This is a genomic window from Gilvimarinus sp. 2_MG-2023 (genome assembly GCF_030547685.1).
Taxonomy (GTDB): domain Bacteria; phylum Pseudomonadota; class Gammaproteobacteria; order Pseudomonadales; family Cellvibrionaceae; genus Gilvimarinus.
The window spans coordinates 42,965-66,806 of sequence record NZ_JAUOQM010000040.1 but is presented as its reverse complement, the minus strand read 5'-3'; the positions used below and the strand labels follow the sequence as shown (position 1 = coordinate 66,806).

General features: G+C 52.6%; 24 protein-coding genes. 8 read left to right on the top strand and 16 right to left on the bottom strand.

The genetic code is table 11. The features are described from left to right. The coding region (locus tag Q4526_RS08800; RefSeq protein WP_303609596.1) for a hydantoinase/oxoprolinase family protein at positions 1-823 on the top strand (823 nt) is incomplete at its 5' end. A gap of 5 nt (positions 824-828) precedes the next feature. Here Q4526_RS08800 and Q4526_RS08795 read toward each other — a convergent pair. Beyond that, positions 829-1,800: an alpha/beta hydrolase gene (locus Q4526_RS08795; RefSeq protein ID WP_215976686.1), complete on the bottom strand. Its 972-nt coding sequence runs from the start codon at positions 1,798-1,800 to the stop codon at positions 829-831. An 82-nt stretch (positions 1,801-1,882) separates the two neighbouring features. Here Q4526_RS08795 and Q4526_RS08790 point away from each other — a divergent pair, with 82 nt between their 5' ends. After that, on the top strand, positions 1,883-2,593 hold the full coding sequence (locus Q4526_RS08790; protein ID WP_215976685.1) for an SIMPL domain-containing protein: 711 nt from the start codon (positions 1,883-1,885) through the stop codon (positions 2,591-2,593). Next, positions 2,593-3,048, top strand: coding sequence for an MgtC/SapB family protein (locus tag Q4526_RS08785; protein ID WP_215976684.1), 456 nt, complete (start codon positions 2,593-2,595; stop codon positions 3,046-3,048). The genes Q4526_RS08790 and Q4526_RS08785 overlap by 1 nt, the downstream gene beginning before the upstream one ends. 2 nt (positions 3,049-3,050) lie before the next feature. Here Q4526_RS08785 and Q4526_RS08780 read toward each other — a convergent pair whose 3' ends face one another. From Q4526_RS08780 to Q4526_RS08750, 7 genes are read right to left on the bottom strand one after another with little or no spacing between them, the layout of a single operon-like run. After that, positions 3,051-4,331 carry a glycosyltransferase gene (locus Q4526_RS08780; RefSeq protein ID WP_215976683.1) on the bottom strand — a complete coding sequence of 427 codons (1,281 nt, stop codon included), beginning with the start codon at positions 4,329-4,331 and terminating at the stop codon, positions 3,051-3,053. A 46-nt stretch (positions 4,332-4,377) separates the two neighbouring features. Next, positions 4,378-4,680, bottom strand: a complete 303-nt coding sequence (locus Q4526_RS08775; protein WP_215976682.1) for a DUF3144 domain-containing protein — start codon at positions 4,678-4,680, stop codon at positions 4,378-4,380. Between the two features lie 50 nt (positions 4,681-4,730). Then, complete coding sequence (locus tag Q4526_RS08770; RefSeq protein WP_215976681.1) at positions 4,731-5,126, bottom strand: nuclear transport factor 2 family protein; 396 nt, start codon at positions 5,124-5,126, stop codon at positions 4,731-4,733. A 47-nt stretch (positions 5,127-5,173) separates the two neighbouring features. After that, complete coding sequence (locus Q4526_RS08765) at positions 5,174-5,362, bottom strand: antitermination protein NusB (protein ID WP_215976680.1); 189 nt, start codon at positions 5,360-5,362, stop codon at positions 5,174-5,176. Between the two features lie 46 nt (positions 5,363-5,408). Next, positions 5,409-6,329 carry a hypothetical protein gene (locus Q4526_RS08760; protein WP_215976679.1) on the bottom strand — a complete coding sequence of 307 codons (921 nt, stop codon included), beginning with the start codon at positions 6,327-6,329 and terminating at the stop codon, positions 5,409-5,411. After that, on the bottom strand, positions 6,326-7,201 hold the full coding sequence (locus tag Q4526_RS08755; protein ID WP_215976678.1) for an ABC transporter ATP-binding protein: 876 nt from the start codon (positions 7,199-7,201) through the stop codon (positions 6,326-6,328). The genes Q4526_RS08760 and Q4526_RS08755 overlap by 4 nt, the downstream gene beginning before the upstream one ends. Further along, positions 7,198-7,566 carry a GntR family transcriptional regulator gene (locus Q4526_RS08750; protein WP_215976677.1) on the bottom strand — a complete coding sequence of 123 codons (369 nt, stop codon included), beginning with the start codon at positions 7,564-7,566 and terminating at the stop codon, positions 7,198-7,200. Before Q4526_RS08750 ends, Q4526_RS08755 begins: the two co-directional genes overlap by 4 nt. Before the next feature lie 200 nt (positions 7,567-7,766). On the opposite strand from Q4526_RS08750, the gene Q4526_RS08745 reads away from it, so the two are divergent. Next, positions 7,767-10,088 carry a Tex family protein gene (locus Q4526_RS08745; RefSeq protein WP_215976676.1) on the top strand — a complete coding sequence of 774 codons (2,322 nt, stop codon included), beginning with the start codon at positions 7,767-7,769 and terminating at the stop codon, positions 10,086-10,088. 264 nt (positions 10,089-10,352) lie between these two features. Here Q4526_RS08745 and Q4526_RS08740 read toward each other — a convergent pair whose 3' ends face one another. Both Q4526_RS08740 and Q4526_RS08735 read right to left on the bottom strand, forming a co-directional pair. Further along, the gene (locus Q4526_RS08740) at positions 10,353-11,978 is read right to left on the bottom strand and encodes a methyl-accepting chemotaxis protein (protein WP_215976675.1); all 1,626 of its coding nucleotides are present in this window, start codon (positions 11,976-11,978) and stop codon (positions 10,353-10,355) included. A 128-nt stretch (positions 11,979-12,106) separates the two neighbouring features. Beyond that, positions 12,107-13,987, bottom strand: coding sequence for an ATP-binding cassette domain-containing protein (locus tag Q4526_RS08735; protein WP_215976674.1), 1,881 nt, complete (start codon positions 13,985-13,987; stop codon positions 12,107-12,109). Positions 13,988-14,058: 71 nt separating this feature from the next. Between Q4526_RS08735 and Q4526_RS08730 the strand changes: the two genes are divergently transcribed. Then, positions 14,059-14,538 carry a TIGR02444 family protein gene (locus tag Q4526_RS08730; protein WP_215976673.1) on the top strand — a complete coding sequence of 160 codons (480 nt, stop codon included), beginning with the start codon at positions 14,059-14,061 and terminating at the stop codon, positions 14,536-14,538. A 42-nt stretch (positions 14,539-14,580) separates the two neighbouring features. On the opposite strand, the gene Q4526_RS08725 is transcribed toward Q4526_RS08730, so the two are convergent. Further along, complete coding sequence (locus Q4526_RS08725; protein WP_215976672.1) at positions 14,581-15,363, bottom strand: hypothetical protein; 783 nt, start codon at positions 15,361-15,363, stop codon at positions 14,581-14,583. Positions 15,364-15,802: 439 nt separating this feature from the next. Between Q4526_RS08725 and Q4526_RS08720 the strand changes: the two genes are divergently transcribed. Continuing rightward, positions 15,803-16,564: an FKBP-type peptidyl-prolyl cis-trans isomerase gene (locus Q4526_RS08720; protein ID WP_303604655.1), complete on the top strand. Its 762-nt coding sequence runs from the start codon at positions 15,803-15,805 to the stop codon at positions 16,562-16,564. A gap of 97 nt (positions 16,565-16,661) precedes the next feature. Here Q4526_RS08720 and Q4526_RS08715 read toward each other — a convergent pair whose 3' ends face one another. Beyond that, complete coding sequence (locus tag Q4526_RS08715) at positions 16,662-17,645, bottom strand: WD40 repeat domain-containing protein (protein WP_215976671.1); 984 nt, start codon at positions 17,643-17,645, stop codon at positions 16,662-16,664. Between the two features lie 84 nt (positions 17,646-17,729). Next, the gene (gene rsd, locus Q4526_RS08710) at positions 17,730-18,188 is read right to left on the bottom strand and encodes a sigma D regulator (RefSeq protein ID WP_215976670.1); all 459 of its coding nucleotides are present in this window, start codon (positions 18,186-18,188) and stop codon (positions 17,730-17,732) included. Between the two features lie 148 nt (positions 18,189-18,336). On the opposite strand from rsd, the gene Q4526_RS08705 reads away from it, so the two are divergent. Further along, the gene (locus tag Q4526_RS08705) at positions 18,337-18,756 is read left to right on the top strand and encodes a flagellar basal body-associated FliL family protein (RefSeq protein ID WP_215976669.1); all 420 of its coding nucleotides are present in this window, start codon (positions 18,337-18,339) and stop codon (positions 18,754-18,756) included. Here Q4526_RS08705 and gshA read toward each other — a convergent pair. From gshA to Q4526_RS08690, 3 genes are all read right to left on the bottom strand, one after another. Next, positions 18,731-20,365, bottom strand: a complete 1,635-nt coding sequence (gene gshA, locus Q4526_RS08700) for a glutamate--cysteine ligase (protein ID WP_215976668.1) — start codon at positions 20,363-20,365, stop codon at positions 18,731-18,733. The genes Q4526_RS08705 and gshA overlap by 26 nt on opposite strands. A 14-nt stretch (positions 20,366-20,379) precedes the next feature. Next, complete coding sequence (locus Q4526_RS08695; protein WP_215976667.1) at positions 20,380-20,673, bottom strand: hypothetical protein; 294 nt, start codon at positions 20,671-20,673, stop codon at positions 20,380-20,382. 203 nt (positions 20,674-20,876) lie between these two features. Then, a complete protein-coding gene (locus Q4526_RS08690; protein WP_215976666.1) occupies positions 20,877-21,413 on the bottom strand; it encodes a DinB family protein in 537 nt (178 codons plus the stop codon). A 167-nt stretch (positions 21,414-21,580) separates the two neighbouring features. Between Q4526_RS08690 and uvrD the strand changes: the two genes are divergently transcribed. Next, a complete protein-coding gene (gene uvrD, locus Q4526_RS08685) occupies positions 21,581-23,791 on the top strand; it encodes a DNA helicase II (RefSeq protein WP_215976665.1) in 2,211 nt (736 codons plus the stop codon). Positions 23,792-23,842 lie beyond the last annotated feature (51 nt).

Below are 23,842 nucleotides of genomic sequence, written 5' to 3'. Positions count from 1 at the left end.
AGCGGCCGAACAAGCCATTGCGCAGCTGGCGGCAGACTTAAAATTGCCCGCGCTGCAAACTGCCCTCGGGGTGATTCGCCTCGCCAACGAGCATATGGTAGCGGCGCTGCGCGTTATCTCGGTTCAGCGCGGACATAACCCGGCGGACTTTCGCCTGTGTTGTTTTGGTGGTGCCGGTGGCCTGCATGTCTGCGCTCTGGCCGAAGAACTGAACATGAGCCGCGCCATGGTGCCTATTCACGGCGGCGTACTCTCGGCCCTGGGGATGTTGGTGGCTCCGCGCGAGCGCCAGCTGTCGCGCAGCTGGCAAAAACCCAGCGCGGACTGTGATACCGCGGAGCTGCTAGACGCTTTGACTCAGCTGGCAGTACAAGGCCGCCAAGAGCTAGAGCGCGAAGGAGTCAGCCCCGAGGAGATCGAACAGGAAGATAGTTTAGATGTGCGCTATTTAGGCCAGAGCTTCGCCATTAATATTCCCTACGACGCCCGGATCGACATCAGTGAGGCCTTTCATCAAGCACACGAGCACCGCTACGGCCATCGTTTAGCCATTCCGGTCGAGGTGGTCAACCTGCGGGTTCGGGTCAAAACCCAAGCCCATGCGATCGAGCTGCCCACACTCAATACGGGCGCGGCCGAGCCAATCGATCAATGTGACCTGCCACAGTTGGGCAGTACCCAAATTTTTCAGCGCAACCAGCTTGGAGCAGGGCAAACCATTGCCGGGCCCGCACTGATTGTTGAGCAAGTCTCCACCACCTTGGTGGCGAAGGGGTGGACACTTAGGGTCGATCCGGTGGGTAACTTGTTGCTCGACCGCTAATTGCCTTATTCGACAGAAGCGATAATCTGTCCCAGCCAAGTATACATTTGGCTCAGCGTATCGCGGCGCACCGACTCTGTCGATAACATTAAATCGTGCATACCGCCTTCGACTTCCACCATACTCACCTTAGCCCCTAAACCTGGGCCATAGCGGCGCATATCTTCGACATCCAAGACCGCATCGGTGGACAACATATCGTCCTGCCACTGACCTAATCCGCGTATAGAGCGAGATGAGTGCATAACCAGCACCGGGCACTCAATCGCCAGTCCGGCCTGTAATTCGCGCTGGGCGATCACAATAGCCCGAATCCAGCCGAGGTATAAGGGAAAACCTTCGGCAGGCTTAATCGTCGTATTGTACTGCCACTGGCCGCGAAAGCTCTGGTGAATACTCTGAGCGTACAGTGAGGGTGTCTTGCGCGAATAAGACAGGTACGGCAACCAGCGGCCCAACCAGGCCAAAACTTTAATACCGAACAGCTCCACCCCATGGGCTGGGAACTCGAAAAAGGGACTGTTTAAACACAAGCCGTCGATCAGCTTGCGCTCGGCGCCGCGATGAGCGTACAAACTAGCAATTAAGCCACCCGTGGAGTGGGCGTTTACCACCAGCGGCCCCGTCGTTTCCGATTTTATTGTTTTTAACGCCAAATCGATTTCGGCAAAGTACTCGTCCACCCGGCTGCAATAGTTGGGGTGAGTGTCCCCATTGAGCGAGCGCCCGTAGCCGTGCAAGTCCAGTGCGTAAAAAGCAAATCCGGCCTCCACCAGAGCATGGGCCAAATGGGCCTGAAAAAAATAGTCGGTCATACCGTGCAGATACACGATGGTGCCCTTGGCCTTAACCGGGTTGTCGCAGGCGCGCACTAGAGTCGCCCGATACGCAGGCGCCTGCCCGGTACTCAAGGCTAAGACGTCAAAACCCGCTAGCTCTTTATCCGCACTCCATTGCTCTTTTTCACTTGCTTGCACACTAAGCTCCTTTGTCTATCGCTCGAATTTGAGTATAGTAATTACTAAAGGTTTTCAATTTAAAGAATCATCAGGTGGTGCTATGTCGAATTCTCGTCCCGCCCTAATCCTTGGGGCTCTACTACTGACCGCCTTTGGGCTTGTGGGTTACTTGGGAAAAAGTGCTGCCCTAGCCGTTAAAGAGTACGAGCGCAGTGTGACGGCAAAAGGTTTGGCGGAACGGGAATTGCCCGCCGACATCGTTATTTGGCCGATTAGTTTTACTCTGGCCAGCAATGAGCTGACCGAGCTCTATGCTCACCTGGAACAAAACACCACCGATATACGCACTTTTTTACAAGCACAAGGCATTGCCAATACCGATATTACCACCAATGCCCCGGTGATAACCGACAAGTCGGCCCAGTCCTACGGCAACGCCAGCGCGCCTTTTCGCTACGTGGCAACCGCCGTGGTGACCGTCTACAGCGAAGACTTAGCCGGCGTGCGCCAAGCCATGGCCAACACCAGCGAGCTGGGCAAAAAGGGTATCGTCTTAACCGCTGGAAACTATGACGCCCGAACCGAGTATTTGTTCACCGGCCTCAATGACATTAAACCCAGCATGATCGAAGAGGCCACCCTCAAAGCCCGTGAAGTCGCCAATAAATTTGCCGCCGACTCGGGCAGTCGCCTGGGGAAAATTAAACGCGCCTCACAGGGTCAATTTAGTATCAGTGCCCGCGATGCCAACAACCCGCACATTAAAAAAATTCGGGTTGTCTCTACCGTTGAATACTATTTAATTGACTGATGAACTTTGAGCTAAATCCGCAAGAGATTCTAGAGCACCTGCTCCAGATGGGCATCGCCTTAATACTGACGGCCCCCATGGCATTTAACCGCGAGTATTCTACTCCCGGTGCTGGGCTGCGAACTTTCCCATTGGTGGCACTCGCCTCATGCGCCTATATGTTAGTGGCAATGCAGGTGTTCGATACCAGCGAGGCCGAGGCCAAGGTTATGTATGGCATTATTACCGGTATTGGTTTTATCGGCGGCGGGGCAATCTTAAAAAATAATAACCACACCATGGGCACGGCAACCGCTGCCAGCATTTGGAATACTGGGGCGATCGGTGTTTCTGTTGCCTATAACCGATACGAAATTGCCTTAGTTTTGGCGCTAACCAATTTTCTTATTTTACAATTTTCTGCACCGCTTAAAAAAAACAACCGACAAAAAACCGCGGAAAACACTTCCGATTAAACTTACTCTTGCAGCGTTTTCAATCGACTTTTTACCTCAATCCAGCGCGACATAAACTCAGTGCTGCGGGCACTGTGGTACTGAAACATAGCCGCCAAAAAGTTATCTCGCCGATAAGATTCCAAATTAGACAATCGCTCGTTAATAAGCCTTAAAAAATCTGACGTATGCCCGGAAAAATCGTAGCGCGCCTGTAAGAGTGGCCGGCACAACCGAGCGGCATCGGCCCAATCAGACTCACTACCGTAAAGCGTGGCGGCCTCTTGGGAAAAGGCTTCAGCAGTATCGGCCCGTCTTCCCGGCCAAGGGTGGTCGCCTGGCATAGACTCCGCCGCAATGCTGGTCACAACGCTCGGGGTGGCGGTTTGCATTGCATCAATCAACTTGCCTTTGATACCCGCACCAAAACGCAAAGGCGCCAGTAGTACTCTGGAATTTTCCACCACCTGCTGAGCGTCATCAGCCCACCCCTTAACCAAAAAACGCTCGCGGGCATTGGTTAAGTCGGTGGCTTTTTTCGGTGGGTAGGCACCGTAAATATGCAGTTCGGCATCAGGGCACAGTTTGCGTAACAATGGCCAAATAGATTGTTTTAACCACAGTACCGCGTCCCAGTTCGGGGCATGGCGAAAATTACCGATTGAGACAAAGTTCTGCCGGGCGGCAAAGGACGGCTGCAAGCGGTTACTGGATTGCACCATAAAAGGCAGGTGATACAAAAGCGAGGCCGGAACGTGACAGTAGTCGGTTAACAACTGTATCTCATAGTCGGAAATCATAAGCGTCAAATCACAGCGGAAGATGGCCGCCACTTCACGCAAGATCATATCGCTGTCGCGCATGGCCGAAAAAATCACATCACTGCCGGCCAGTACCGGACCGACACTGGCCGAGGCCTGCAAAGATTGTTTTAGCAGGGCCTGGCGAGCGTAACGCAAACTGTGTAAGTCTTCGGTATCGAGCACCCGTAAAGCGTCCGGGCAGGATTGTGCCACACGCCAACCAAACTGCTCCTCAGTGACGAACCGATCAAACAAAACCACACGGGGCTGTAGTTGTTCAACAAACTCATCGAAACTGGAGCAATTCAAGGCCACCGTATGAGGTGTTACCTTGAGAGATGACAAATCAATTTGGTGATCGGTTGGCGTTGCCGCGCAGGCAAAGTGAACGTCAAAGCCGCCATCTTGCAGGGCTTGTACAAGCTGCACAATACGCGAGCCCGCTGCGGACGAGTTGGGCTCGGGCCAAACGTAACCAATAATAAGAGCGCAGTTATTCAAAGGGCGGTCGCTTTATACTAGAGGGCAGGGCGAATACATCAATCGCTTACTGGTTTTCATCATCCACTTTCATATAAACTTTATAGTTCTCTCGATAATCTTCGAGGTTATCCCGTACCGCATCGCGAAATTGATTAGTTAAAAACGAAGTGGCCGACTCCATTTCTTCGGTGAACTCTTTTCGATCGACCGATGCATTGGCCACCAAAAATGCGCTGTAACGTGCCAGAGCTTGCAGCATTGCTGCACTCACCATACTTGGCTCGGCATTATCCGTCAGCTCATTGGCTTGCTCAATAAAAGTATCCACCATATCCCAATATACAGTTTCATCGGCAGTTTCGGTCATAATATTACTCAGTAGAATGTGTGCATATCTATTAGAAGAAGTTCTTTGCTTCAATTTAAAAATGTCATGCGTCTGATGAGACCATTTTTAAATTCGTATATTTTCACCACCGGTATGGATTGACGATACCCCTTAACCACAAAGCTTGCCATTTCATGGGCAATCACTTTGTTATTAATTTCAATGGTATTGATAATTTCGGTCTTAGGTGATCGGTCAGCAAAGGTACTCTTGGTCGTTGCAATCAGTGAGCCGTGTCCGGTAGTAATGGGCGAGTCCGGATAGTTGTAAACCTCAATGTCTGCATGAAAATAACTGGCATATTCTTCCACATCATGAGCATTGTAGGCCTCGGCCTGAAAGGTAATGATCTGCCGCTGATCGGCCACCACCGCGGCCGGTAGCAGAACTACCAAGAAGCTTATTATTAATCCGAGCCGAAGCACTGGCGCCTCCCTAAAATAGCAGTTTCAATTTTACCGCTTATTCTAGCTTAAAACTCACGCCGCTTGTCGAGTATTACCAAAATCAAGGTCGCTATCGGCCCCAGTAAGATCGACAGTAAAAACCACGCTAAGCCACTGCGGTTTTTGCCCTGTGCAATGCCGGCATTAATTAAGGCCAATGTACCCCAACCGACCGCATATCCACCCGATTGAGCTAAAAAATCCACTTCATTCATTGCAATACCCTCTGTTGAACAGCAACTGTAGCAAACCTGTTTTTGGTTATATCTCAAAACGCCTATTGCGCAAGCGCACCGCTAGGAGTACACACGCGGCACTGACTATTAACCCAAGGTACAGCCCCGGTGAGACCAGTATGCGCCAAGCGTGCGCCAATGGCTCCTGCGGATTAACCGGCACAAAGCTTATCTGCCCCACAATCTCCAGACCACTGAAATACAATCGCAGGCTATCACCTAAGTAATGCGTCCCTAAAAACCATTTTTCCAACACCCAGATCACCAGCAATACTGCGCCCAAAAGGCCCAGCGGTGATTTTTTCGACCAAGCCGAGAAAAGCAAAAGCAGTGAGTAAAGCGGCAACGCCCATAATGCCGTCATTACAACGCCCAAGGCACCGCCCAATAAGGTTTTTATAACCGGCACCTGCTGCACGACATAACCAAACTCCACACCTAATGCATGGAACACAAATATGTCAGCCACCAAGGTATAGGCTGCCACGGCAACTAATGATAAACCCCAGTAAAATAAAGGTATAAGAAAAACTGACACCCCTAACTTCACAAGGACCACTTGCCACTCGGACAAAGGCAAAGACTTAAAAAATAAAACACTACGATCTTTGCGATCGGCAAGCAACGCGCTAAAGGCATAGCTCATACTGTTAAATAAACAAACCACCCCAAACAGGGCAAAAATTAAGTAGCGTCCGTAGGCAATTTTTTCGATGATAGGCTCGACAACCTGAGCACTTTGCGCAGAGGAGGCCGACTGCGAGTCCAGGCGCCACCGATCCGTCGAGGCGCCCAGTGTCCACTCACTGACATTGCTTTGATCTAATGAGTAAAAAGACATTAATGATAACAGCACAACCACTACCGCCAGCACGATAGGGGCCTTATAGAATAGACCGGGGCTCTCCCACACTTCGCGCATTACCTGTGTTTTTAATTTTTTCATCCCTGCGCCTCCGCGACCATTGATCGCGCCGTCACTTTGGCGATAAACACTTCCGCCAGGCTCGCCATACTCACGCTGCCAAGTGGCTCTAAATGTTCTGCCGCTATATCCTCAAAAATATACTCCTGACCACCCAAGGTGCGGTTTTGCAAAATAGGCTTAAACGCCTGAGCCTGGCTTTCTTTTTCCGGGGTAACAGTGACCTTTAAAAAGCGCCCCGCCATCGACTCCAGTGTTTGATCCAGTACAATTTCACCCCCGTTGATAAACAAAACATCCGTCAGCAAATGCTCAATCTCTTCCACTTGATGGGTGGTAATCACGATGGTTCGATCCTGATCGTAAAAGTCATTCAATAGTGCATCGTAAAATAAGCGGCGATACACTAAATCCAGCCCTAAGGTCGGTTCATCCAACACCAACAATTTGGCATCAATCGCCATCACCAGAGCCAGATGAAGCTGTGTGATCATGCCTTTTGAGAGCTGTCTGATCTTGCGCTGGGCTTGAATCTGGGTCTGGGCGAGAAACTGCTCGGCCCGCTTGCGATCGAATTTGGGGTGAATGCCTTCGGTGTAAGTCAGTACTTGTTGCACACTCATCCAGCGCGGAAGCGTTGCCGTATCGGCAATAAAACAAACATCTTCCAACATGGTGGAACGCTCTTGGCGCGGGTCCCGTCCCATAACGGCAATATCTCCACCGGCCATACTCAAGCCCAACAATACTTGCAACAAAGTCGTTTTGCCGGCGCCGTTGGGGCCAATCAAGCCGACAATTTTACCGGCAGGGATATTCAAATTGATGTTATTCAGAACCTGTTGCTGCCCATAGCGCTTATGGATATTCTGAGCGGAAATAATGGCTGTCATTTTGACTCTCCCTTGTTCAGCTGGCGCAGTGCCTGCACCAGTGTTTCCACATCCACCCCCACCGACGCACCGCGCTCAACCAACGCTGGCAAAGATTGCATAAACTGCTCACGCTCTCGCGTCATCAACGCCTCCCGGGCCCCACTTAATACATACATACCCATCCCGCGCCGCTTCTCTACCAGCCCTTCCTCTACTAACCCTTGATAGGCCTTGGCGACGGTTAGGTGATTGATTTTAAAATCGGCCGACACCTGGCGCACAGAGGGCAAAGCATCACCGGCGGCCAGCTGGCCACGCAAAATTAAGGTGATCATGCGATCGTATAACTGTCGATAAATGGGCTGATCATCTCGCCACTGCATGTTGTTTAGGCTCTCGCATCGATTACTGAATCAGTGATATACCTAACCATATCACCTATAGAAAATTTAACAAGCCCTAAGCGGCACTGAGAGCAGACACATAATGTCGACGATTTCAAGACTGTAATCGGCGGCGTAATTGCGCATAATGCTTCGACTTCAGCACCACACAAGCGGTTGGATAGACAAGAGATAACATCATGAGCAGTATTTATCAGCGCATTGCCGACGAGTTAAACATTCAGGGCCAGCAGGTTAGCGCGGCCGTCAACCTCCTCGATGAAGGAGCGACCGTTCCTTTTATTTCCCGCTATCGCAAAGAGGTCACCGGCGGGCTGGACGACACCCAAATGCGCAACCTAGAGGAACGCCTGCGCTACCTGCGCGAGCTGGAAGAGCGTCGCGACACCATCCTCAAAAGCATCGCCGAGCAGGATAAACTCACCCCCGAGCTGGAGGGTGAGATTAAATCCGCCGACACCAAAACCCGGCTGGAAGATCTTTATCTACCGTATAAGCCAAAGCGCCGTACAAAAGGCCAGATCGCCATCGAGGCCGGCCTTGAACCTCTGGCGCAAGCCCTGCTGCAAGACCCCACGCTCGCGCCTGACACCGAGGCCGCCAAATATCTAAACGCCGAACATAAAATCGACGACATTAAAGCGGCTCTGGATGGCGCCAAATATATTTTGATGGAAAAATTCAGCGAAGATGCCAATCTGTTGGCCAAACTTCGTGACTTTTTAGTCAAAGAGGCCGTTATTTCCAGCCGTGTTGCGGCCGGTAAAGACACCAATCAAGCACAAGAAGTGCAGAAGTTTCGCGACTATTTTGAGCACGATGAACCCCTGAAAAGCACGCCCTCACACCGGGCGCTGGCGATGTTCCGCGGCCGCAATGAGGGGGTATTAACCCTCGCTCTGATCCTCGACGGATTAGAGCCCGGCTCATCTCACCCCTGCGAGGCCATGGTGGCCGATCATTGGGACATCCACAATCGAGGCCGCGCCGCCGACACCTGGCTGGCCGAAGTAGTACGCTGGACCTGGCGGGTCAAACTGCTGACCCACTTGGAGACCGACTTGTTAGGCGAACTGCGCAATAGTGCGGAAGAGGACGCCATTAAAGTTTTCGCCTCTAACCTTAAAGATTTACTATTAGCCGCCCCCGCAGGGCAAAAAGCCACCATCGGTCTCGACCCCGGGCTGCGTACCGGCGTTAAGGTGGCGGTGCTGGATGCAACGGGTAAAGTGCTGGATCACGGCGCGATCTTCCCCAATCAGCCGCAGAATAAAATTGCCGAATCGGAAAAAATTCTGGCCAATATGTGCCGTAAGTACAACGCCAACTTAATTGCCATCGGCAATGGTACCGCGAGCCGCGAAACAGAAAAGTTCGTTAAAGATATGCTCAAGCGCCACGACGACTTGGACGCCAAGCCGGTGATCGTCAACGAATCTGGCGCCTCCGTGTACTCTGCCTCAGAGTTCGCTGCCAAAGAATTCCCCGATCTGGACGTTACCATCCGCGGCGCCATCTCGATCGCCCGCCGCCTGCAAGATCCCCTGGCAGAGCTGGTTAAAATTGACCCAAAATCCATCGGGGTGGGCCAATACCAACACGATGTCTCCCAGTCGCAGCTGGCCCGCTCACTGGACGCTGTGGTCGAAGACTGCGTAAACGCCGTCGGGGTCGAGGTCAACACCGCTTCGGCCGCTCTACTGGCGCGAGTTTCTGGCTTAAACACGACATTAGCCAACAATATTGTGGAATTTCGCGATAAAAACGGAGCATTTTCGTCTCGCAGCCAACTGAAAGACGTCACCCGTTTTGGCGCCAAAACCTTTGAACAAGCGGCGGGCTTTTTGCGTATTGCCGAAGGCAGCAACCCTCTGGACCGCTCGGCGGTGCACCCGGAAAGTTACACGCTGGTAGAATCCATTGCGCAAAAGAACGAGCGTCAGGTCAGCGATTTGCTGGGCGATTCGGCCTTTTTATCCAGCATTAAGCCGCAACAATATGTGACCGAGCAATTCGGTGTACCCACCATTACCGATATTCTGCGCGAGCTGGATAAACCCGGGCGCGACCCCCGCCCCGAGTTCCGCACCGCGGAATTCAAAGATGGCGTAGACACCATTAAGGACTTAGAGCCCGGTATGATTTTGGAAGGCACCATCACCAATGTCACCAACTTCGGGGCTTTTGTTGACATCGGCGTGCATCAGGACGGCTTAGTGCATATCTCGGCGCTGTCCAACACCTTCGTTAAAGACCCGCGCGAGGTGGTCAAAGCCGGCGATATCGTCAAAGCGAAAGTGATGGAAGTGGATGTCGATCGCAAGCGCATTGGCTTATCTATGCGCCTGGACGATACCCCCGGCGAGAAAACCGGCGGTGAGCCCCAGCGCTCGAGACGCGCGCCCTCGGCGCAGAAGCACAACCGCAAAGAACGCCAGCCCCAAGCCGCCGTAGGCAGCATGGGCGCACTGCTACAACAGGCGATTAAAAAAGGAAAGTAGCAACGATAAACGCCAGGGCGGGTTACCGGGAAAAGAAAACCTAAACTTATCCGCTCACTGGCCGACAGCTTAAATACTGAGCTCTCCGTGCTTCTTGCCCGCAAACTGCGGCACGGAGGGACTCAGTATTACCTTTCCTTTTCGCACACCGGCCTCACTTCACCCCTTTTATGAGCTTTATGGCGAATAATTCGAATAACGTGGTAATTTCTGATGCTGAGTGACGGGTTAGCCCTAGTAGGCGCCCCCGACTGACACTCGCCTTTACACCGTAAAGTGGGCGATCTGTTTGCCCAGTTTTTGCGCTGTTGCGTCTAACTCATTGGCCGTTGCCGTGGATTGCTGGGCACTGTTATGCGCGTTTTGCACCATGGTGACCACGTGGGTAACATTTTTATTAATTTCTTCCGAGGCGTAGCTCTGCTCTTCGGCCGCGGTTGCAATTTGCGTGTTCATGTCCAAAATACTGGAAATCGCCTCTGAGATAGCGCGAATGGCAGTGCCGGTCTCGTCCATTAAACCCACCGTTTGTTGGGTTTTATCACGGCTTATTTCCATCGCCTGAGCCGCACCGGAGGCACCACTTTGCACCGCCTCAATAATTTGTTGAATCTCCGCGGTCGACTCTTGCGTGCGCTGCGCCAAGGCGCGAACTTCATCGGCGACTACAGCAAAGCCTCGGCCCTGCTCACCGGCCCGGGCAGCTTCAATAGCGGCGTTAAGAGCGAGCAAGTTGGTTTGCTCGGCAATGCCTTTAATCACACCCAAAACATGCCCAATACGGTCGCTCTCGGCCTCCAGCTGCGCCATCGACTGGCTGACATCCTCCACCTGTGCGGCCAACTCATTGATGGAGGTGACAGTGTTTTCCATCACGCTTATACCGCTTTTAGCATTGTCATCGGCACTGCCAGCAGCCTCGGCCGCGCCGGCGGCATTGCTGGCCACTTCTTGCACGGTGGAAGACATTTCATTCACCGCGGCGGCCACCTGGTCGGTAGAGTGTTCCGTCTCACTGATATGACGGGCAATATCGCTGGCGGTTTGGTTAATATCGGCCGACGCCTCTCCCAACTGATGTGAGGTATCTTTAACCGAGGCAACAACTCCCCGAATTTCGCGTTGCATTTGCGCCAAATTATCCCCTAACTGGCCCAACTCGTCGGAGCGCCGTAGCTGAAAGTCTTGGGAAAAGTCGCCTCCCGACATAACACCGATATGCTGCATGACAGCCCGTAGGGGTTTAATCAAGCTGGAGGCTAACAGCCACCAGAGCACGGCCATGGCTATCAAGGCTACCGCAAAAGTCGCAATCTGCGCCCAAAAAGCGACCCGAGCACTTAACGCCTGAACCTGCTCGGCAGTAGCCTCTACATCGGCTTTAATAAGATCGGCGGCCTCCTGTAACAACCTGCTGGGCTCACGGTCTATACCGGAAACAGCCTGATCCCCCGCTTGATGGTTGTAGCCCGAGGCCACAAAAGCATCGAACCCACGTTCGTACTGGCCAAAAGCTTTTTCATGGGCGGAAAGAAATTCGCGCGTTAAACGCGCGCTCTGCCCCGCGTCTAGCTGGCGCAATAAGTTGGCTCCTTGGGTTTGAATCGCATGATGGTAGTCTGCAAATCGACCCCAGTATTTATCGAGCTGAGCTGAGTCAGAACCGCGGATAAGAACATTTTTCCACTCTTGTACCTGAACTTTAAACTGAAAATTCATGCTATTAATCTGACGCTCTTGCGCAATATTGACATCAACCAGCTGGTTGTAACTGTCAATTTGCTTATTTAGCATCGAAATAGCCACTTCGGCCGCCACCAACAACCCCATTAGACCAATCCCAACCACCACCATCAGGCGTGTTTGCACACTCTCGGTTATCCAGCGCATATTTTCTTCCTCTGCGATTCTTTACAAGTCCGGCTCGCTACCGGACCCAAATCCAATTATTTCAGTATAGGGGACTTTTGACGCCGCGGCGGGCCTTCTATGCTTAGCCGGGGTCAGGTGAATCGAGATCAATCGTCGCTGAGAAGATCCAACTCTTCTTGTATCTGCAACCACGCCTCTTCTGCGGAGGCCAGGTTCTGCTGGGCATCGGCTTGGGCTTGCAAAAGCGGCTGTAATCGTTCTTTTTGTGCGTCCTCGTAAAGCGATGTGTCGGCTAATTGCGCTTCAACTTTAGCCACCTCGGCGGTGAACTTATCCACCTGTGACTCTTGCTTTTTAAGGGACTTGATCAGGGTTTTTTTCTGTTCTCGCTGGGCGTTAGTCGCTTGGCTTTTAACCTTGTTTACCGGTTTGTCTGACCCTTTACTCGCCGGTGCTTGTTTGCGTTTGTAATCAATTAGCCAGTGGTGGTACTCCTCTAGCGTGCCATCAAATTCCTTTACCTTACCGTCTGCGACCAATAACCACTCATCAATTGTATTGCGCAGTAAATGTCGATCGTGCGACACCACAATGACCGCTCCCGGATAATCTTGCAGCGCCATGGTAAGCGCCTGGCGCATTTCTAAGTCCAAGTGGTTGGTCGGTTCGTCCAGTAAAAGCACATTCGGGGTTTGCCAGGCAATCAACGCCAGAGCCAAGCGGGCCTTCTCCCCGCCCGAGAAGTGATTGATAGTCTCAAAAGCGCGATCGCCCTGAAAATCGAAGCCACCCAAAAAGTTACGTATCTGCTGCTCGCTCGCCTTGGGACTTATTCTTTGAATATGCAAGGCCGCACTGGCCTGTAAGTCGAGTGCCTCCAGTTGGTGTTGGGCAAAATAACCCAGACGAAAATGCTCCCCGGTGACCCGATCACCTGTCATGGGCGACAACAAACCGGCAATGGTTTTAATTAAGCTCGATTTACCCGCCCCGTTCGGCCCTAATAAGCCCACGCGCTGGCCGGGGGCAATATTAATATTCACGTCTGCCAATATTTTTTTATCGGCATAACCGACATCCACTTTGTTCAGCACCAGTAACGGATCAGAAACTTTATCGTGAGCGGGAAAGGTAAAAGTAAAGGGCGAGTCGACATGAGCCGGGGCAATCGCCTCCATACGTTCTAACTGTTTGATCCGGCTCTGCGCCTGCTTGGCTTTGGTTGCTTTGGCCCGAAAGCGGCGAATATAGCTCTCTAAATGCTCAACTTTTTCCTGCTGTTTGACAAAAGCTGCCTGCTGTTGCGCCAGGCGCTCGGCGCGCTGCTTTTCATAGGCCGAATAGTTGCCGCTGTAGGCGACCAATTTTCCGGACTCAATACTGACAATGCGACCAACGACATTGTCGAGAAAGTCACGGTCGTGGGAGATAATCAAAAGGGTGCCGGAGTACGCCTGCAGCCACCCCTCCAGCCACAGCGTGGCATCTAAATCCAAGTGGTTGGTGGGCTCATCCAATAACAATAAATCCGATGGGCTCATCAGCGCTTGGGCCAAGTTAAGCCGAATACGCCAGCCACCCGAAAAATCCGTCACCGGCCGCGCATGATCACTATTAGCAAAGCCTAAACCGTCCAACAACTGAGCCGCGCGCGAAGCCGCGGTATAGCCATCTAAGTGTTCTAATTCGCCGTATAAGTGGGCCAGTTTCTCGCCGTCATCACCAGCGTTAGCGATGGCCTGCTCCAAGCTGCGCAGGGCTTTATCGCCGTCGAGAATATAGTCTAAAGCACTGCGCTCTACATCAGTCACCTCTTGCGCCATGTGCGACAGCCGCCACTGAACGGGAATATCCAACCGGCCGGCATCCACCTGCAATTGCTTTAACAACAGTTTAAAGAGCGACGATTTACCGCTGCCATTAGCGCCGATAATACCCAGTTTTTGCCCGGGAAAAATGGATAAATCGACCTCTTCCAGCAGAAATTTACTGCCCCGCTGTAAGCTCACGCCTTCTAATGCAATCATGGAATTTAAATGCCTGTTAAACTGATGGGCAAATCGCCCCCAACACCGCAGCCATAGGGCTCCGTGAAAATATGTGCGAACCTTACACAGATATTTGGCAATTTGCCACGACGCTCTACCGCCAGCCAGGTATAGAGCCCCTGTGTCTTGAGTTGCAGCAAACTTATGATGTGAATGTGCCGCTTTTACTGTGGCTGGTGTGGTGCGATGCCCAGAGCGGTATCGATGAGCAAACTCTGCAGGCGGGGCTAGAGCTGGCGACACACTGGCAAGAGCAAGTGATTACGCCGCTGCGCTCGGCCAGGGCCTGGATGAAAGCATCCCTTTGCTTAAGCGAGCCGGAAAAAACATTGCGCGCAGACATCAAAGACTGTGAACTGCGCACCGAACAACATCTATTGCGCCAATTGCAGGAGTTATCGCGTCAGGGGCCTCGCCCTTGCGACACCAAAGGTCAGGCCGCTATGGATTACCTTTTGCGGCTTAGCAGCCAACCGGACCTATGCCAGCGGGCACTACACGCCTTACACCAAGCGGCTAAACAGACATAAAAAAGCCCTGCAATACAGGGCTTTTTTTGTGCCAACGCGTGTTTATTCGTCAAATAAACTGCCACTTTTAGGCACGGCCGGGCTGTCGGGTACCGGCGTCGGTTTGGGCTTGTCGGCATCGGTGGGCTCTATCATATGAGCACCCATATGATTGGGCAATGGATTGGGCGCGATCACACCGGTTTCAACTTCAACCTTTTTCTTTGTCTCAGCCGGGGCAGATACGGTAGAGGGGCTGACCGGATCAGGTTGAGGCGCTGGTGTCACTGCCGGTTTTTTTACAGATTTTTTAACTGGCTTTTTAGCCGCTACCGATTTACTAGCGACTTTCTTTGGTGCGGCTTTTTTTGCGGGCGGAGCTTTAACCGCCGGCGCTGCTTTAGAAGCGGAGCCCGGAGAGGCTTTTTTCCGCGCAGTGCGTTTAGCCTTAGCTTTTTGCTCAGCTCGCTTTTGTTTGGCGGCTAACGCTTTTAGCTCTTTTGCTTCCAGTTTTGCCAGTTGCTGGGCATATTGTTGTGCCTGCTTTGCATCGGCAAGCGCCTGCTTAGCGGCGCTGAACTCAGCGGTAAGGGTCGTCACCAATTTTTGCTGCGCATTGAGAGCGGCAGTCGCCTTGGCCAGCCGTGTTTTGGCCGCTGCCGTGGGCTTTGCCTTGGCGGCAGCCGATTTTTTTGCTTTTAATGTGGCCAGCTTTTTCTTACCGGCATCGAGTTTTTTCTTGCTTGCCACCTGCGCTTTTTCCGCAGCGCTCAGCTGCTTACTACGCTCGCGAGCAATCTGATTTTGTACCGAGGCAATCTCTTTTTCCAATTGCGCAACCGACAAAGCAGTTTTCCTTTTGGCAGCCATTGTAAAAACCCTTCTAATTTGTGAGATGAAAGATAAATCGGTCAGAGTAGTTCGTGAGGTTTATTGTAAACTCATCACTGATAAAAGTGTACGCCTCAACCATGCTTTTCATGGTCAATAATACCTATTCGCCCAGCTTGATACTGTGACCACATCCAGATAGCCCCAAGCCTTGAAGTTAACCCAACCAGACCCATATAACCCTTTATCTCGAAGGCCGATGGTGGTGCTATTTATCAATCCCGGCCCAAGGTACCCAAACTGTTGCTCAGTTGCGTTACTATAGGCGCTGCACAACAGGCCGCCGGCTTATGCAATAACTCGCAACCGAGCGGTAATAACAAGGTCGGATATACCGATCGGCCATCATATGTGGATTTGGTGGTTCAATACACGACAACTATATGGGTTTTCTATGATGAACAAGCGTTTACTGATGACTGGCGTGCTGTGTTCCGCCGCGGTGTTGGCTGGTTGCAACCAGGGCGACTCTGAAGCCACTAAAGAGGTCACTCTCGACACCATCGAGCAAAAAGTTAACTACATTGCGGCTCTTAATATAGCCTCTAACTTTAAAAACCGCGACGTACCCATTGAAGTAGACGCTTTTAACAAAGCCTTAACCGATGTGCGCGATGACGTTGAGCCCATGCTCAGCCGCGAAGAGATGCAAGAGGTTATGCAGCAATTCCAGGAGCAACAAATGGAGCTGCAACAACAGCGTCAAAAAGAGCTGGCCGATAAGCACAAGCAAGAAGGCGAAACATTTTTATCTGACAACGCCTCCAAAGAAGGTGTTGAGCTAACCGAGAGTGGCTTACAGTATAAAGTACTGGAGCAGGGTGACGGCATCAAGCCCGGCCCTATGGACACCGTGACCGTTCACTACGAAGGCCGCCTGATTGATGGCACTGTTTTCGACAGTTCTTACGAGCGCGAAAAAACCACCTCTTTTGCTCTGAACCAAGTGATCCCAGGCTGGACCGAAGGTTTACAGTTGATGGAAACCGGTTCTAAGTACCAGTTTTATATCCCGTCCGACCTGGCCTATGGCCCCGGCGGTAACCCAGGTAGCATTCCACCCAACGCGACTCTGGTATTCGATGTTGAGCTGATTGAAGTGGAAGCGGCTGAAGCGCCAGAAGAAGCCGAAGAAACTGAAGCGGCCGCCGAGTAATTGGCCCACAAGCATTCGGCTGAACGCTGAATGCAATGTCCGCCCGGTTTCGACTGGGCGGACATTGCTCCCCAAAACCACCCCGCCCATTACATGCTCAGTAACTGAGTGTATACACAAATCCATTGCTGCCAATGGCCTTGTACTGATCACCGTGTTCGGTAAAGCTTAAATCCATCACCGCATTAGCGGTCGGCTGCCAAGCTTTACGTTTTGGCAATTGCCAGGTGTACACCTCTTCTTGCCCATCGATATCCCACAACTGCACACGGCCGTCGGGCCGGCCGGTCAATAAATATTGGCCGTCTTGCGAAAAGCGGGCGACGGTAACGCTTAATCCGCGCAGCATTTTCTCTTTGCTCAAAGGTAACTGCCAGAGAACCCTCTGGCTGGCCACATCTATGATTTCCACCCGGTCGTATTGGGCCGCCACAAAAGCTCGGCTGCCATCGGCCGTCAGCGCTACCCGCTGCACAGGTTCGCGGTAGATTTTTTCAAAAATAAGCTCCCCGGTTTGCGAATCCCACAGGCGGGCGGCGAAGTCTTCACCGCCGGTTAAAGCGAGCGATAAGTCGTCATTTACCGCCACCGAGTTGACTTCACCTTGATGCTCAAAGCTCTGATAAACACCACCGCCGCGCACGTTATAGAAAGCGGCGCGTCCATCCACCATACCCAACAGGGCCACATTGCCATGGCGGCCGAGGGCCAAATCGTTCACCCCGGCAGCCAGGCGCCAAAACCCTCGACTACTGCCGGTTTCGGTACTCCACAACACCAGCGATTGCTCATCCACCGTAGCGGCCCAACCGCCGTCGGGGGATATATCTGCAGCGAGCATTAAGGTGCCTAGGGCATCGGAGTGGTTCCAATTGAACAGGCGCTCGGCCCCAGGTAGGTGCCAATAACCGCCACCGTGGTACACCGAGCCGATGACCGCCCAGTTGCCATCGCGCGACAGAGCGCCACTTTGCACAGTGCGAGCGGCGACTTCTAGCGCATCGGACGGTTCGGGAACGGGAGAGCAAGCCGTGAGCAGCAGCGGGGGAATAAGAGTTAACGCAGTAAAGAATTTTTTCATGTCGCCCTTACACCTGTGTGTTTGACCACAAGTGTAGCACTTGCTGTAGACGCAGCACCCGACCTAGGGCCGGGTTTATTGGCTTTACACCATATCTTTATGAGCGTCGTGCAATACCGCAATCATCTGATCTTCAGAAGTAAACCGCGACTCCAGCACTTCGCCTAAACGGGAGAGGTCGGCATCCAGGGCAGTCAAATCATCGGTTTCCTGATACTTATCGTTAAAATCGAGGACTTCTTCGGTGGTAGCATCCACTTTTTTAAACAGTTCGGCACCTTGTTTTAGGGCCTGATCATCACCAAAGTCCTGACCTTCTTTTAACAATTGGTCATAGACTTCAAAGTGACCGGCGGAAACGTAGTCCACCATAATTTCACACATAGCACGCAGCTTGGGTCCACGGCTGTCGTCATCATTTTTTTGCGTATCAGATACAGCACAATACTTAACCAACATTTGTTGGCGTTCAGCGAGCCAGCGATCAATAATTTGACTGACGCCGCCCCAGCGTTGTTTGGCGTCTTGGCAGTTTTCCAGCATACGATGTCCCCTGGGGGTTATTAGAACTACATTGTCCGCTATATTAACACGGCGCAACGGTTAAGGCAGCGCTGTATTGGCCGATAGCGACTATGCGATAGGGTTTCGGCAGGTTATGCTGGCAGGCTTATTAGAACGGGAAAATATTATGACATTGAAGCACTGGCGCGCGCTAACCATCTTTTTGGCCCTTTTGTTCTGTCCCTTGGTATGGGCGCAAGAAGGCAGCGAAGAAGATGTCGTTGAGGGCTCCATTTATATCCCCATGGAACCACCTTTTGTCGTTAATTACGGCGGGGCGGGGCGCTTAAAGTATCTTAAAACTGAACTCTCGCTGCGGGTGCACGACGTTCATACCGCCTCAGCGGTGCGCCACCATATGCCGCTTATTCGCAATACAATCGTAATGTTGTTATCGCGTCAAAGTGAGGAATCCATCACCACCACCGATGGGGTGGAAAGGCTGCGCCAAACCGCCAAAAAGGAGATTATCGCCCTACTGGAGGCGGAGCAAAATGCCGCCGAAGTGCTGGAAGTTTACTTCAACAACCTGATTGTGCAGAAGTAGCCAGGGTTCCGTCACCGCCACACCCTTCGCAATCGCGGTATTGTCCGTAGTACGCGGCCAGATACGCTTCAAAAGTTTGATCATCGGCCGCTTCAGTCTGCGCCTGGCGCCGGAAAGAGTCACTTGCCATTTGGCTAAACGCTGCACTGTCCGTAGCGGTTAATGGCCTCTCCGCGTAGTACGTTTTGTGCCGCCCGGCCAACTCCAGCATTAAACCGTAGTAGGTTTTTTGTTCGGTTTGCATTTGTGCCAACATTTGAGCCGCTGGGGTTGGCTTTGACCCGCTTAACTTTTGCGCCTGATTTTCGTAGGCTTGTCGATAGCCTGTAGTGTCACAGGCTGCATCCAATAAGTCGGCACAGGCACCAATACCGGCTTGTAGCTCTTGCGCCCAATCCAGCAAGTCGCGCTCTTCGCCCCCCTGCTTCAATGTCAGTTCCGGGGTTCTGCCGGCGCCGACAATACGCTTTTGATTTTCCTGTAAATCTTTGTACTCGTCGATACCGGTCTCTGGGCTGTCTTGCAACAGACAGAACAATAAGAATGCATCCAAATAATGCAGCTGTTCACTGCTAACACCCAAAGGCTCGTAGGGGTTTAAATCGACACAGCGCACTTCAACATACTCGACTCCCCCTAGGCGCAGCGCCTGCAAGGCCGTCTCACCGGCGCCGGCGGTGCGCTTGGGGCGAATGGTACTGTAAAACTCATTTTCGATTTGCAGCAAGCTGGCATTCAACTGCTGGTACTGGTTTTGCGAATCGCGTACACCAATCGCCTGGTATTCGGGATGAGGTTGGGTAATCGCGCTGCACAAGGTCTGTAAATAGTTGTCGAGCTTGTTGTAGCAAACCACCAAAGAATGCTGCGCCGCACTCTGATACCCCAAATCCCCCATGCGTAGCGAGGTAGCATAAGGTAGGTGTAAAGTGTGGTCATCCCGGCCCAATGGTTCCAGCTGATGCTCCCGGTCGCGCACAAAACTTCGACACACCGCCGGTGCGGCACCAAACAAATAGAGCAGTAGCCAAAAGTAGCGTCGGAAATTGCGAATCAGGGCAAAATATTTATCGGTTTTAAAACTTTGCAGGGACTCGGTCGAGCCTTCCATTCGTGCCAACTCGCGCCAAAAGTCGTCAGGCATAGAGAAGTTGTAGTGCACCCCGGCAATGGTTTGCATGGCACGGCCGTAGCGGTGGCCTAGTCCCAGACGATAAACAGTTTTCATTTTGCCGCTATTAGATGTGCCGTAGCGGGCCACCGGAATGGAGTTATCGCCACCCAAGGCACAGGGCATACTGCCCGGCCACAACAACTCGTCTTTTATATGCGCATAAGTAAAGCGCTGCACGTCATCGAGTTCTTTTAACGCATCGGCAATGCGCGGGTGCGGCTGAGTAATAAACTCTAACAGCGCTTCGGAGTAGTCGGTGGTGATGTGCGGGTGGGCAAACGCCGCCCCCAAAGCCTCCGGGTGGCCGGTTTGCGCCAAGGTTCCCTCGGGGGTAACTCGCAAACTCTCTTTTTCCAGGCCGCGCAAAACGCCGCGCAAGGTGCTATTGGCAGCGGGTGCTGCAAAAGCAGCCAGGTGCGCGTCTAATTGTGACAAAGTGGTGATCCTCGTTAGCCAGCGTTGGCACTGGACGGAGCAGTTTGCTCCGGCGCAGTAGGGGTGCTATCGCTCGCGGGCAAATCAAGCGCCAGCGATTCATCTTCCTTTGGAATAGGTGCCGGCAGTATAGCGGGGTCAATCATAGGGACACCGCGATCGTTTAAGGTGCAGGTCACCAAGGTTACCCGCTGACTGTAATCTTTAGAATTGACTTCAAATTTTTCGTTAACCGCCTCATCGCGATGCGGTGTGCGGTATAAGCTTGCCGCTTCACGACCATCCACCCAGGCTCGCTGCTTGCTCAAAAACAGCTGATCCTGATTCTGAATTATATAAACCTCAGACATAATAACTCGCGTTTCGAAAAGGGGGAACATTGCTTATCAAGCCCCATAATGGGGGCTTGCGGTCAGGAGTCAAGCCCAGGTTCCGAGTCAATTAAGCCGTGTCGTAAAGTTCGACAAACGGCTGGGTAAAAAGCCCCAATTAAGCACGAAATTCCCCGAACTTACTGCTGGGGAATATCCAGTAAAAAATCCGTGGGGCCGATATCCACGCCCAATTGGCTCAATAGTGTGCTGACTTGACCGCGATGATGGGTTTGATGATTAAATAAATTGCAAATCAGTTCACCAAAATCTCGTGTCGCCGCTTCGCCCTTGGCGTTTTGATAAGACAGCAACTGACTGAGTTCGGCCGGTTTCAGCTCTTCGCTCACCCAGGTCAGAATTGCTTCATCGACAATCGATCGAGCGGCCCCTAAGGCGCCGAAGCGATCATAAATGACTGTATCCAGTGTGGTTGGCTGTGGTAGCTCTTTCAGCGCCTGCAGGCTGAGGTATGCCTCACTGTGGCGACGAAAGCGATGCAGCCACAATAGATCTCCCACCATAATGTGATTTAACGTACCGAGCACAGAGCCGAAATAGGCCCCGAGCGGCTTGTTCAGTTGCTCATCGCTCAGGCTGGCGGCACCGGCGTACACCTGACGATTCATTCTGAGATTGTAGCCTGCCATTAAACGCAGGTGTGTCAGTACTTCCATATTATCCTTCTTGTCTGCTGCGGCGGCGCCTGAACGTGGCGCTTCACGGTTAGTATTCCACAGCCGACCCTCACAATACCAGCCCAAACCGACCTCGATACTGGGTAAATTTACAGTAAAATGTTATGCTTTGTTACATCAGCCACTAGCCAGAAATAAACTATTCCATGCCAGCGTCAGAACTCGTCGATCAATTAAACCAAGCCCAACATCAAGCCGTTACGGCCGATCCCGGCAATCAGTTAATTCTCGCCGGTGCCGGCAGTGGTAAAACCCGGGTATTGGTACACCGCATCGCCTGGCTGGTGCAAACGCAGGGCGTATCGCCCTACAGCATTTTGGCGGTCACTTTTACCAATAAGGCCGCGCGGGAAATGCGTGGCCGTTTGGACGAGTTATTTCGCGACGCGGGTACCCCCATCAATACCCGCAGCATGTGGGTGGGCACCTTTCACGGCCTCGCCCACCGATTGCTCAAAGCCCACTGGAAAGACGCCAAGCTGCCGCAAAACTTTCAGATTCTCGACAGCGACGACCAACTACGCCTGATCAAACGCGTGTACCAAAACCTCGGGCTAGATGCCGAGCGCTGGCCACCGCGCCAGGCACAGTGGTTTATCAACGGCCAAAAAGACGAGGGCCTGCGCGCCAAACATATTCAGGAGTCGGCCGACCCGTTTGTCCGTACCATGGCGGCGGTATACCGCGCCTACGAGGCCGATTGCGAGCGCGGCGGCTTGGTCGATTTTGCCGAGCTACTGCTGCGCGCCCACGAGCTATGGCTCAACAACCCCTCACTGCTCAGCCACTATCAAGGCCGCTTTCCCTTTATTTTGGTGGACGAGTTTCAGGACACCAACTCGGTGCAGTACGCCTGGCTGCGCGTGTTGGCGGGCGAGGCTTGTTTTGTAACCGCGGTGGGCGACGACGACCAGTCCATTTATGGCTGGCGCGGCGCCAAAATCGAAAATATTCGCCGCTTTGAAGATGAATATCCACAAACACAGGTAATTCGACTCGAGCAAAACTACCGCTCTACCGGCCATATCCTTAACGCCGCTAACGCGGTGATTGCCAACAACCAAGGCCGCTTGGGCAAAACCCTCTGGACCGAGGGGGAAGACGGGGATCCTATCTCACTCTACGCGGCCTTTAACGAGCAAGACGAAGCCCGCTTTATTGTCGAGCGCATTAACGACTGGACGGCAAAAGGCAACAGCAAAAACAGCTGCGCCATTCTCTATCGCTCCAACGCGCAATCGCGCGTGCTGGAAGAAGCCCTGCTGCGCGAAGGTATCCCCTACCGTATATACGGCGGCCAGCGCTTCTACGACCGGCTGGAAATTAAAAATGCCCTGGCCTATATGCGCCTTGCCGCCAGCCATAACGACGACCCGGCCTTTGAGCGGGTAATCAACACTCCTACGCGCGGAATCGGCGCCAAAACACTGGACGATATACGCGCCTTTGCCCTCGAGCACGGCTGTTCTTTGTGGCAAGCCTCCGAGCAGATTCTGCACAACAAGATGCTCAGCGCGCGCGCCGCCAATGCTCTACAAGGTTTTATCAGCTTAGTCGAAACCTTAACCGACAAAAGCGACGACCTGACACTGGATCAGCTCGCCCAATCGGTGCTCGACACCACAGGCCTGTACGAATTTCACAAGAAAGAAAAAGGCGAAAAAGGCCAGGCCCGCGCGGAGAACTTGGAAGAGCTGGTCACGGCTTGCGCTGCGTTCGATGCCGAGGACGAAGACGAATCCGATCTGCAGCAATTTCTCGACACCGCCGCGCTGGATGCCGGCGAGGCACAGGCTGATGAGTTTGAAGACGCCGTACAACTGATGACGCTGCACTCGGCCAAAGGGCTGGAGTTTCCGCTGGTGTTTATGGCGGGCGCAGAGGAGAATTTATTCCCCCACAAAATGTCCATCGAAGACCCGGACCGATTGGAAGAAGAGCGCCGCCTGGCCTACGTGGGTATAACCCGCGCTATGCAAAAGCTGTATATCTGTTACGCCGAAACGCGCCGCTTGTACGGTGGTGAGACGTTTAACAGCGTATCGCGCTTTGTTAAAGAAATACCCAATGAACACCTCGATGAAGTTCGCATTAAAAGCACCATCAGCCGACCGGCACGTTTGCAGCCACAGGGGTCGCGCAACCCATCGCGCGGTGCCAAGGCGGGCCTGCGCTTAAGCGACTCGGGCTCAGATACCGGTTTTAAATTAGGTCAACGTGTGGAGCATAAAAAATTCGGCGAGGGCACCATTATCCACTTTGAAGGCTCTGGCCCCAGCACGCGGGTACAAATTAATTTTGATACCGAAGGCACTAAATGGCTGGTAATGCAGTACGCCAAATTAGAAGCTGTTTAGCGGGGTACGGGGCACCATCCATGGTCGCACCCGTTCTGCGTTCTGCGTTCT